This window comes from Caballeronia humi (assembly GCF_001544475.1).
GTDB classification, from domain to species: Bacteria; Pseudomonadota; Gammaproteobacteria; order Burkholderiales; family Burkholderiaceae; genus Caballeronia; species Caballeronia humi.
Genome location: NZ_FCNW02000006.1, coordinates 224,438 through 235,917, shown reverse-complemented (window position 1 = coordinate 235,917; position 11,480 = coordinate 224,438). Strand labels below are relative to the sequence as shown.

General features: G+C 63.2%; 10 protein-coding genes and 1 tRNA gene. 4 read left to right on the top strand and 7 right to left on the bottom strand.

Features of this window, described 5'->3' with window-relative positions; all coding sequences use genetic code 11:
- The 3 genes from AWB65_RS09875 to AWB65_RS09865 form a co-directional block, all read left to right on the top strand.
- A partial coding sequence (locus AWB65_RS09875) for an effector protein Tle3 domain-containing protein (protein WP_125474103.1) occupies positions 1-423 on the top strand: 423 nt, incomplete at its 5' end.
- A 2-nt stretch (positions 424-425) separates the two neighbouring features.
- Entirely contained in the window at positions 426-1,118 is a 693-nt protein-coding gene (locus AWB65_RS09870) for a T6SS immunity protein Tli3 family protein (RefSeq protein WP_087666979.1), read from the top strand.
- Positions 1,119-1,216: 98 nt separating this feature from the next.
- Positions 1,217-1,897, top strand: a complete 681-nt coding sequence (locus AWB65_RS09865) for a T6SS immunity protein Tli3 family protein (protein WP_125474102.1) — start codon at positions 1,217-1,219, stop codon at positions 1,895-1,897.
- A gap of 65 nt (positions 1,898-1,962) precedes the next feature.
- Here AWB65_RS09865 and AWB65_RS09860 read toward each other — a convergent pair whose 3' ends face one another.
- Positions 1,963-3,285: an EAL domain-containing protein gene (locus tag AWB65_RS09860; RefSeq protein WP_087666977.1), complete on the bottom strand. Its 1,323-nt coding sequence runs from the start codon at positions 3,283-3,285 to the stop codon at positions 1,963-1,965.
- 428 nt (positions 3,286-3,713) lie between these two features.
- Between AWB65_RS09860 and AWB65_RS09855 the strand changes: the two genes are divergently transcribed.
- A complete protein-coding gene (locus AWB65_RS09855) occupies positions 3,714-5,381 on the top strand; it encodes a Na+/H+ antiporter (RefSeq protein WP_087666976.1) in 1,668 nt (555 codons plus the stop codon).
- A 160-nt stretch (positions 5,382-5,541) separates the two neighbouring features.
- Here AWB65_RS09855 and AWB65_RS09850 read toward each other — a convergent pair whose 3' ends face one another.
- The 6 genes from AWB65_RS09850 to AWB65_RS09825 all read right to left on the bottom strand — a co-directional run bounded on the left by AWB65_RS09850 (position 5,542) and on the right by AWB65_RS09825 (position 11,348).
- On the bottom strand, positions 5,542-6,846 hold the full coding sequence (locus tag AWB65_RS09850; protein ID WP_087666975.1) for a solute carrier family 23 protein: 1,305 nt from the start codon (positions 6,844-6,846) through the stop codon (positions 5,542-5,544).
- Between the two features lie 167 nt (positions 6,847-7,013).
- Positions 7,014-8,573 carry a methyl-accepting chemotaxis protein gene (locus tag AWB65_RS09845; RefSeq protein ID WP_087666974.1) on the bottom strand — a complete coding sequence of 520 codons (1,560 nt, stop codon included), beginning with the start codon at positions 8,571-8,573 and terminating at the stop codon, positions 7,014-7,016.
- Positions 8,574-9,428: 855 nt separating this feature from the next.
- A tRNA-Ala gene (locus AWB65_RS09840) sits at positions 9,429-9,504 on the bottom strand.
- A 69-nt stretch (positions 9,505-9,573) separates the two neighbouring features.
- Complete coding sequence (locus AWB65_RS09835; RefSeq protein ID WP_235007568.1) at positions 9,574-9,882, bottom strand: c-type cytochrome; 309 nt, start codon at positions 9,880-9,882, stop codon at positions 9,574-9,576.
- Positions 9,883-9,911: 29 nt separating this feature from the next.
- Positions 9,912-10,709 carry a BON domain-containing protein gene (locus AWB65_RS09830; protein ID WP_087666973.1) on the bottom strand — a complete coding sequence of 266 codons (798 nt, stop codon included), beginning with the start codon at positions 10,707-10,709 and terminating at the stop codon, positions 9,912-9,914.
- Between the two features lie 51 nt (positions 10,710-10,760).
- Entirely contained in the window at positions 10,761-11,348 is a 588-nt protein-coding gene (locus tag AWB65_RS09825) for a phosphoheptose isomerase (RefSeq protein ID WP_087666972.1), read from the bottom strand.
- Positions 11,349-11,480: the final 132 nt, after the last annotated feature.

Below are 11,480 nucleotides of genomic sequence, written 5' to 3'. Positions count from 1 at the left end.
GGCGAGCCGGTGGACGCGAATTTCCGTTACATGGCGTCAATCTACCAACCAGAAGACTTCAAGGATCGCGAAGACATCTACGCGCCCAACGGCCGGTCGCGAACGCGTGAGACGCAAGACGAGATGCTGGAGCGCATCTTCACCTACGCGCCCGAGCCGACCGATCACAGCAGCGTGCCGGGTAACGCGGAATTCATGAAACGCGTCGTGGCCTTCGATCTTCCGATCGGCTTCTGTGAGGCTCACGACGACCGGGACTTCTGGATCAGGCTGCGCAAGAAAGCGGACTGGACTTCCGGCTACGACTCGTATTTCAACACCGGCACGCTAGGTGATTATGCGATGCCTGATCTTGTCGATAAACAGACGGTAGACCTGGCGAGAAGCGAATCCGACGCACAACTTTTGCGGAAAGAACTCTAACAATGAACGTCGCTAAATTTGCTTTGATTCTGAGCGTCGCCGCGTGTACCGCATGCGTTTCCGATGCGGAGCGCTCGCGCTATTCGGGACCGCAGCCGGTCCCGCACTATGACGTGCCGGCACAGGTGATTTACCGCATCGACAACCATCGGTTCGTCACGCTGGAAAACTACAGCGACTGCCACCACGGCGACACGTACTACAACGATACAAAGGAAAGCATTCGCAAGAAACTCGGTCGCAATGGAATCGAGAATTTTCAAGGCCGGTTGATTAATGCCGACCCCACTGGAAAGAACATCGTGATTCCGTCGTCTCAACCGCCGGAACGCGCGTGCAGTGACCGTGGCTGCTCAATTTCGCTGATCTATTCGACCGACAGCGGACGGACGTTTCATGGAATGATTTACATGAAGACCTTCGATCCGTTCACTAGATCAAAGCGTCACACGATGGCAGTAACCAGTGATGCGCTATATGTGGTTGAACAGATGGATTATGACGCTCTTATCCGCCGATATCCTTTGGTCAGTGGAATCAATTTGTTGCAGCCATATCCCGAGGGATTGCACGACCAATCAGCGTGGGCATCAAAAAGTAAATTGCTGCCTACGGGACTTAGCTCCCCTTCCGGCCAAGAGCGCTTCACCTGCGACGCCTCCATTCGCCCATCCAACTCGCCTATATCTCGATGACCCGACAACCTGTCTGTTTGATCTTATCGACAAACAATAAATTGGAAACTGGCGAGAAGCGAAGCCGACGCAAAATTCTTGCGGAAAGAACTTTAAAAGTGAACATCGCTAAATTTGCTTTGATTCTGAGCGTCGCCCCGTGTACCGCGTGCGTTTCCGATGCGGAGCGCTCGCGCTATTCGGGACCGCGACCGATTCCGCACTATGACGTGCCGGCGCAAGTGATTTACCGCATCGACGACTATCGATACATATCGTTCGAGAACTACAGCGATTGCTTTCATGGCGATTCGTTCTACGTCGACACGCGTCAAGGAATTCGCACCGCATTAGGACGGGAGGCTCTGGAAAATTTCCAAGGCAAAGTGATTAATGCGGACCCGACCGGGCAAAATCTCGTGTTCCCGATGGCAGCGCCGCCCCACACCGCGTGCTCGGATCGCAGCTGTTCTACGCCCTTGGCGTATTCAACCGACAGCGGACGGACGTTTCATGGAATGGTGTACATGAAGACCTTCGATCCATTCAACAGGTCGAAGAACTATACGATGGTCGTAACGAACGACGCGCTCTACGTCGTGAAGGGTCAATCCGACCCATATGTCGAAAAGTATCCCTTGGTTCCTGGCTTTCAGTATGGAACGAATAAACGACTACCCGACGACAAACGCATCGAGTTCGACGTTCAGATGCCTACGGGACTTCACTCCCCCTCCGGCCAAGAGCGCTTCACCTGCGACGCACCCATTCGCCCATCCAACTCATCTATATCTCGATGACCCGACGACCTGTCTGCCCGACCTGTCTAAAAACTCGGCGAGATTAGAGCCAGTCACGACGACGCTCACGCGTCGTCATCCTCACCGTCGATCCAGTCGATATCGCCGCACAGCACGCAGCGCTTCCCGCCGACGCGCGTCTCCACCGAGAGCGTCACACACGGCAGCGCCTCGTTGATCGACAGATACGGCTTCGTCACGTGCACGCGCTCCGGGTCGCCGAGCGCCTCGCGGAAATACGGCCGGCGCAACCAGTTCGCGCCCTGCGCATCGACGAGCGGCATGAAGCGCGCCTCGTGCGCCGCCCGGTCGGCGCGCAGCACGACGTTGCGCCCCGCCTGCCGGCCGTTCTGGTCCAGCAGAAAGCAGCGCGCCGCGTTATCGAGCGCGAGAAAATTCCAGCAGACTTCTTCCAGCGGCTCGCCCGCCGCCAAACGTTCGGCCGCCCGCTCGAACGCGCGTACGTAAGGCTGAAGACGCGTCGCGACACGCCGCTCGCGCGCTTCCGTCTGCATCCGGTAACGCTCCGTCAGCTCGCTGATGATGGTTTGGGCCTGCACGCTGTCGGCGAGGCCGGGGTACGGCCGCGCGAAGAAAAATCCCTGCACGAAGTCCGCACCGCTCGCGAGCGCCAACTGCGCCTCGTGCTCTGTCTCCACGCCTTCGATCAGCACCAGCTTGCCCGCCTCGTGCAAGAGCGACACGATGCCCGAGAGCACCGCTTCCATGTTGCGCCGCTGCTTGGTCGTTCGCGCGGACGTCGGCGCGTGGACGTTGTGCCCCGCATGCGAGAGCATCACGCGATCGAGCTTCACGATATCGGGATCGAGCTGCCAGATCCGTTCGATATTCGAATGACCGGCACCGAAGTCGTCGAGCGCGATTAGGAAACCGTGCTCGCGGAATTGCTGCACGGCTTCCGCGAGCCGTTCGATGTCTTCCGCGCGCTGCTCCAGCACTTCGAGCACGACGCGACGTGGTTCGATCTTCAGGCGCTTCAGGTTCGCGAGCAGCGCGGCGGCGTGGTAGGGCTCCGTCAGCGCGCCCGGATGGACGTTCAGGAAGAGCCACTCGGTCTGCGCGCCGAGCATCTTGAAATTCTCGAGGTGCAGCGCCTGCGAGAGCCGGTCGATCTGCAGCGCCTCGCCGACGCGCGCCGCCTGCCCGAACACATCGAGCGGAGACACGGGGCGGTCGAGCCCGTCATGCGCGCGCAGCAGCCCTTCGTAGCCGACCGCGCGCATGTGCGAGAGGCTGAACACCGGCTGGAACACGCTTGAGAGCGTCAGGTCGCCGTGTTCGACCGAATAGCGGTCAAAACCCGAACTCACGCTGAGTTCGAAGCTGCGCGGAGAGATCGTCGCTTTTTCGGGATTCGCAATCACCATCTCTGCATCCTCGCCTGCATCCGGGTCCGAAGCACCGCCAACAGGCCAGCCCGGACCTTGGCGACGAGGCTTCTACCCACTCCCGGGCCTGCGCCCCGACGCGCGCCCGTTCCCACCGATTCGCTTTTCATGCAACGGCCCTCTTTGATCTCGCCGGGAATCTATGGCGTCCCGTGGCGATCGATAAAGCAAGCTCCGTGCTCAGCTACGAACGCCGGTTTGTCGGGGTTTTGCACGGGCGATGCACCGCGAAGCGTCATACGCGCGCAGGCACGCGTGCGGTGCGCACCAATGCAGTGCAATCGGTCAGACGAAAGCGGTTCCCGGGCGCCCTTTTGCATCGAGGGGCTAAACTTCCGCTCGCTCTTCAATCATCCTAGGCGTCTCGTCGCCCGACTTCCAAGCGCTCGCCGCGCTCTCTCAAAAAAATGGAAATCGTCTTTACCGTTCTGATCCTGTTGCTCGTCGTCTCGCTCTCGGGGGTCGGCCTGAGCCTGTTGCCGTTCAAGTTGCCGCTGCCGCTGATCCAGATCGCGCTTGGCGCCATGCTCGCGTGGCCGGGTTTCGGGCTGCATGTCACGTTCGATCCCGAAATCTTCCTGATGCTGTTCATCCCGCCGCTGCTTTTCGCGGATGGCTGGCGCATCCCGAAACGCGAGCTCTACATGCAGCGCCGCGCGATCCTGATGCTCGCGCTCGGGCTCGTGTTCATCACGGTCGGCGCGCTCGGCTACTTCCTGCACGCGATGATTCCGGCGATGCCGCTCCCCGTCGCGTTCGCGCTCGCCGCCGTGCTCTCCCCGACCGATGCCGTCGCGCTCACCGGTATCGCCGGGCGCAACCGGATTCCGGCGCACCTGATGCACATCCTCGAAGGCGAGGCGCTGATGAACGACGCGTCCGGTCTCGTCGCGCTGAAATTCGCGATCGCCGCCGCGTTGACCGGCGTGTTCTCGTTCCAGGACGCGGCGGTGAGCTTCGTCGTGATCGCGGCGGGCGGGCTCGTGATCGGCGCGGCGATCAGTTGGGTTGTCACGGAGATTCCGTCGCGCCTTCTGAAATTCTCCGAAGACGACGACCCCGCCGCTGGCGTCACGCTCACGCTGCTGATCCCGTTCGCCGCTTATCTCATCGCCGAGCACGTCGGCTGCTCGGGCATTCTGGCGGCGGTATCGGCGGGGATGATGATGAATATCCAGAGCCTGCGCGAAGGAATTCCCACCGTCGTGCGCGTGCGCATGACGAGCACCTGGTCGATGATCGAATTCGTGTTCAACGGCATGGTGTTCATCCTGCTCGGACTGCAGTTTCCGCACATCCTCGGGCGCGCGCTGATCGAGGCGCATCGCGACGGCAGCGAGCAGGTGTGGCTTTTGATCGGCTATGTCGCGGCCGTGATGGTCGCGCTTTACGCGCTGCGCTTCGTGTGGGTCTACCTGCTGCGCTGGTTCGCGAGCCGCAGCGCCGCGAAACAGGGCATCGAGAGCGCCGCGCCCGGCGCGCGCACCCTCGCGATGACGACGATCGGCGGCGTGCGCGGCGCCGTCACGCTCGCGGGCGTGCTCGCGCTGCCCGTCACGCTGACTGACGGCACGCCGCTGCCCGGCCGCGACGTGGCGATTTTCATCGCGTCGGGCGTGATTCTGGCGTCGCTGCTGGTGGCGGTCGTCGGCTTGCCGGTGCTGCTGCGCGGCGAGCGCACGAGCCGCAATCCGAACGCGGCCGAGGAACGCATCGCGCGGCGGCAGGCGGCGCAGGCGGCGATCCGCGCGATCGACGATGCGCACGACCGGCTGATCGACGACATGGACGAAGCGTCGTCGGCGCGCTGCGCGGACACGACCGCGCGCGTGATGAGCACGTATCGTCGGCGGCTGGAAACGCTCGGAGACGACGAAGCGCCGAGCAAGGCGGCGCGTCATAGCGAGGCGGTGGAGGCGAAGCTGAGGATGGCGGCGCTCAGGGCCGAGCGCGCCACGTTGCTGAAACTGCGCGCCGATCAGACGATCAACGACGAAACGCTGAACAAGCTGATGCGGGAGATCGATTTGTCGGAGACGGCGATCGTGACGAGGAAGAGAGGGGCGACGGTTTGAGGTTGTTCAGCGCGTTTTGACCGCGCTTGAGGCGCGCTGGTTAGCGCTTTCTTCCGACCGCGCGCGAGTCGCGCCGGACTGAGCGCATTTCGATCGCTCACGAGCCGCGCCGGTCTGCGCCCGTTTAAACCGCGCGCGAACTGTGTCCCTTCAAGCACCCTCAAACCACCCCCGACCCACGCCGACGCAGCAGCGCGTACAAAATGATCGCGCCGAACGTCGCCGTGCCGATCCCGCCGAGCGCGAACCCACCGAGCTTCAGCGTGAAATCGCCCGCGCCGAGCACGAGCGTGACAGCCGCGACGATCAGATTGCGGTTGTCCGAGAAATCGACCTTGTTCACGACCCAGATGCGCGCGCCCGTCACCGCGATCAGCCCGAACACCACGATCGACACGCCGCCCAGCACAGGACCCGGAATCGTCTGAATGACCGCACCGAACTTCGGCGAGAAGCCGAGCACGATCGCGATCACGGCAGCGATCACGAACACGAGCGTCGAGTAGATTTTGGTGACCGCCATCACGCCGATGTTTTCCGCGTAGGTCGTCACGCCCGTGCCGCCTGCGAAGCCCGACGCGATCGTCGCCAGCCCGTCGCCGATGAATGCCCGGCCGATGTAGCGGTCGAGGCTCTGCCCCGTCATCGCGCCGACCGCCTTGATATGCCCGAGATTTTCCGCGACGAGGATGATCGCGATGGGCGCGAGGAGCGTCATCGCCTGGCCGTTGAAGACGGGCGCCGTGAAGTGCGGCATGCCGAACCACGCGGCGTTCGAGACGATCGAGAAGTCGATCGGTTTGCCGCCGAGGCCCATGCCGTTCGTGAGCACGGCGTAGATCGCGTAGGCGATCGCGAGGCCGATCAGGATCAGGAGCCGCTGCGCCATGCCGCGCGCGAACACCGCGACGCCGCCGACGCACAGCACCGTCACGAGCGCCATCCACGAATCGAAGTTGGTGGCCGAGACGCCCTTTACGGCGATCGGCGCGAGATTCAGCCCGATCACCGCGACGATCGCGCCGGTGACGACCGGCGGCATCAGCGCTTCGATCCAGTTGGTACCGATCGCCGCGACGATCAACCCGATGATCGCGTACACGACCCCGCAAGCGATGATCCCGCCAAGCGCCACGCCGATGTTCAGGTTCGGGCCGTGGCCGCTGTAGCCGGTCACCGCGATCACAAGCCCGATGAACGCGAAGCTCGATCCGAGATAGCTCGGCACGCGGCCGCCGACGAGCACGAAGAACAGCAGCGTCCCGATGCCCGACATGAAGATGCAGAGGTTCGGATCGAAGCCCATCAGGAGCGGCGCGAGCACGGTCGAGCCGAACATCGCGACGACGTGCTGGACGCCCATTGCGAACATCTGCGGCCAGGGAAGCCGCTCGTCGGGCGCGACGACACGGCCGGCGTCGGCGCTCGGCTGGGTCCGCCAGCGCGGGAAATAGGAATCGGACATGGGCGCTCTCCTTCTTGGCGTGGATGCGCCGTCCGTGCGGCGCGCTTGTCTTGCAAACAGGCGCGAGTGTACGGATGGGGATTCGCGCTGACAAGCGAGGGGAACGCCTTTGGACGGCCCGGGCGAGCCGGGCGGCTTTCAATGGAATTTCAAAGCCACCGCGCGCCTTAAACCCTGCGCTCCAGCTCGAACACCGCAACCGCTCCCTTCAACTGCTCGGCCTGATCGGCCATCGCGCCGGCGGCCGCCGCAGCCTGCTCGACGAGCGCCGCGTTCTGCTGCGTCACCTGGTCCATCTGCGCGACCGCGCGGTTCACCTGCTCGATGCCCGTGCTCTGCTCGTGCGATGCCGCCGAAATCTGCGCCATGATGTCGGTCACGCGCTGGACGGCGTCCGTGACCTCGGCCATCGTGCTGCCCGCGCGTTCGGCGAGTTGCGCGCCGCTGTCGACGCGTGCCGTCGATGCCTCGATCAGCTCCTTGATCTCCTTCGCCGACATCGCGCTGCGCTGCGCGAGCGAGCGCACTTCGCCCGCCACGACCGCGAAGCCGCGCCCTTCCTCGCCCGCCCGCGCCGCCTCGACGGCCGCGTTCAGCGCGAGAATGTTCGTCTGGAACGCGATGCCTTCGATCACCGCGATGATGTCCGTCATCCGTTTCGAGCCGGCGGCGAGTTCGCGCATCGTATCGACGACGTCGCCGACCAGTTCGCTCCCCTTCGCCGACACCTCCGACGCCCCGCGCGCGAGCCCGCTCGCCTGCTGGGCGCTGTCGGCGTTCTGACGCACGGTCGACGTGAGTTCTTCCATGCTCGACGCCGTTTCCTCCAGCGACGCCGCCTGCTCTTCCGTGCGCTGCGAGAGATCGGTGTTGCCCTGCGCGATTTCCCGCGACGCGAGCAGAATCGACTCGCTCGACTCCCGGATTCCGCCGACGATGTCCGCCAGCTTCGCGCTCATGCCGGCGAGGCTGTGCAGCATGCTGCTGTCGTCGCCTTCGCGGATCGCGACGCGCGTCGCGAGGTCGCCCGCCGCGATGCGATCGGCGATCTGCGCGGCATACGCCGGCTCGCCGCCGAGTTGCTTCGAGAGCCGCCGGCCAATCAGCGCCGCGAGCAGCCCGGCTGCGACGATCGAGCCGAGCACGAGCGAAATCATCACGATACGCATCGATTCGTACTCCGCCGCCGACGCTTTCTGCGCTTCGGTCGCGCTGCGCCGCTTGAAGTCGACGAGCCGCTCGAAGGCGACGCGCGTTTCACCGCTCGCGGCGATCGCTCGCTCGATGAGGCCCATCTGATCGATGGCGGCAGGCCGCGGCTTCGCGCCGGTCTGCATCAGCACGATGTCTTCCCAGGCGGCGGCGCGCTTGGCGGCGTCGTCGTAGAGCGCGATGCCTTCGGCGGACGAAACGGTCGCGCGGGTGTTGTCGAGCGCGCGATGCATGCTCGCGAGCGATGCGTTGATGTTCTGCTTGAGCTTTTCCTTGCCGGCGTCATCGGCGAAGGTGAGGTTGGCGGCGGCGAGGTCGGTGTCGAGCTTGTGCTTGTTCGCTTCCTCGACGGAATAGAGGCCGTCCATGTGATGCACGCTGATGTCTTCGGTGAGGCCGTGCATCTTCGCGAGCGCGAGGACGCCGGTCCCGCCGACGCACGCCGTAATCACGATCACGACCGCGAACGACAGCAAGAGCTTGTTCATCACGGACAGGCGGTCAAACCATTTCATCTGTGTCTCCCCTTGGTCCGACGCGCCGCCGACGAATTCGACGGGCCGCTTTGATCGGACGCTTCCACGCGAGCTAGTTGTCGCGCACAAAGCTTTTACGGCGGGGTTCTGTGGGTTCTTGAGGGTGGGATAGCGGGTATATGGGTGCTGCGATAAGCGTCATCGTGCTATGCCCCTGTTTTTAGGAGTTTCCGTATGGGGCCCGATCGCTTCGCCAAGTATGCTGACGGACATGCGTATCTCCATGTATGCGCATGTTGTCGTTGTAACTCTCCGATCTTGTCCGCTCACTGCCACCCGGCATTGGGCGGTTTTTTTTGCTTTATCAGCGAATTGGGGAGCACGCGTGATCACAGGTTTGGCTGCCCTTGGTGCCGGGTGCATTGGCATATTGCTGATGCTTTTGCTTCAACATCAAATACGCGCAGCACCAGACGCACGCATCATCGAGGCATTGGAAATTGCGGAAAGCGCATGGAACCAACGCGCAGTTGAGTCCGCGAATAACCAAGACGTTTCCCCGCCGACGACTCGGACACGTTAATGTTTTCTCGGAAAGGACGATCCAACCGAGAAGTCCCGCTGGCACGCGAGCAAGCTTCAAAGATCGATCCAAGCGTTGCCGCGTTTATGCAGGTCGTGATCAGCGTTGCTGTAATCAGTTCGGCACTCTATGTACTTTTACTAGCGCACGAAGTTCAACCAGCGATGCGTGATTGGGCCTGTGGAATGATCGGAACCATCCGGGATCCTAGCTTAGAACGTGAAGCAGCGGGGCGGAGAGGCGTACCATGCCGCCTCCAAAAACAAAAGCGCACTACACCTTCCGATGTAATGCGCTTATGCGTGAACCCTTGGTGGAGAGGAGGAGGATCGAACTCCCGACCTTCGCATTGCGAACGCGACGCTCTCCCAGCTGAGCTACCCCCCCAACGAATTTTGATTCTAGCACAGGGTCCAGACGGTCTGCCAAGTGGTCCGGACCCGAATACATACCGCCCTACTTCGCCGGCGCCCCCGCCAGAACCCAGCTCACCACGGCCTGAATATCGCCGCTGTTCATCGCTGGATGGGAGGGCATCGGGATCATGCCCCACACGCCCGAGCCGCCGTTCTTCACCTTCAACGCGAGCTTCTCGGACGCCTTTGCGTCACCCTTGTACTTCTCCGCGACCTGCTGAAACGACGGCCCCACGAGCTTTCGATCCACCGCGTGACAGCCCATGCATGCGTTCCTGCGGGCGATCGCCATCCCATCGGCCGCAGAAACAGGCTGATCGGCAGCCCAAGCCGACGCGCCCATCAACATCACAGCGCACAACAAAAAAAACAACCGCATCATTTAGTAACCGGCTTCGCAGGATTCCCCGGATGCACGTCCGAGTTCTTCACCGGCGCGGGCGCCTGCTGATCCAGCGGCTTCGAACTCACCGACGAATCCGGCACGGCACCGACTGTCGCTTCCGTCGATGCCGGCGCCGCCGTCGTGGTCGCGCTCGCGCCCGACGCAGCAGCCGCGTTGAGCGCCGTCGCCTCTTCCGGCTTGATGTACTGGAACACCTTCACGACCTGCTCGACCCCCGGCACGCGCGCGGCGACATCGGCGCCATGCGCGCCTTCGTCGGGCGTGACGAGGCCCATCAGATAGATCGTGCTCCGCTCGCACACCACCTTGTAGAAGTTCGCCGACAAATCCTTCTCGCCGACCATCGCGGATTTCACGCGGCCTTCGAGATACGAATCGTTGGCGCGCGACGAAATCGAACTCGCGCCCTGCACGGCCAACTCGTTGACGATCGCGCCCACGTTGTTGATCCCGCGCGCGACTTCCTCGGCCTTCTGCTTGGCGGCGTCGTTCGGCACTTCGCCGGTCAGCAGCACACGCCGGTTGAACACGGTCACGTTGACGTGCGCCTGGTCGGGCAGGTTCTGGTTGATCTGCGTGGCGGCCTTGACCTGGATCTCGCGATCCTCGGTCTGCGCGCCGAGCGTACGCCGGTCGGTCGCGACCAGCGCGCCGCCCGCCACGCCGCCCACGACCAGCAGCGGACATCCCTGCAGCAGCGCGACGCCCGACAACAGGCTCGCTATCAGCGTGGCTCGCGCCAGCGTCGCCTTGACGCGTGTCTTGTTCATCAACTCGGTTCCCCTTGGTTAATCAGTCTTGGTGAATCGTTAGTCAGTTCGTCAGTCTTCGCCCAGCAACATCGCGTCAATGCCGTCGCACAGACAATGAAGCGTCAGCAGATGCACTTCCTGCACACGCGCCGTGCGTTCCGCCGGCACGCAAATATGGATGTCCGTCTCGGCGAGCACTTCGGCAATCACGCCGCCGCCCTTGCCCGACAGCGCGATCACGATCATCTCGCGCTCGTGCGCCTCCTGGATCGCGGCCAGCACGTTGACCGAATTTCCCGACGTGCTGATCGCGAGCAACACGTCGCCCGCCTGGCCGAGCGCGCGGACCTGCTTCGAAAAAATCTGCTCGAAGGCGTAGTCGTTGCCGATGGCGGTGAGGATCGACGAATCGGTCGTGAGTGCGATCGCGGGCAGGCCCGGACGCTCGCGCTCGAAGCGGCCGATCAGGTCGGCGGCGAAGTGTTGCGCATCGGCCGCCGAGCCGCCGTTGCCGCACGCAAGAATTTTGCTGCCGTTGGCCAGCGCGCCGAAGAGCGCATCGACGGCGGCCGTGATCGGGACCGCCAGCGCTTCGAGTGCTTCGAGTGTGACTGCCGCGCTGTCGCGGAATTGCTGTTGAATGCGTTCGACGGACATCGAGTCTTGTGTTTGACCGCGTCGTGCGCGGCGGTTCGTTGCGTGTGACGTTTGAGCTCGCGGCAAGCGCGCTCGAGGTCGGCGAAGGATGCAGGCTCCGCGCAGTTTACCGCATGCATCAGGCGCGGCGAG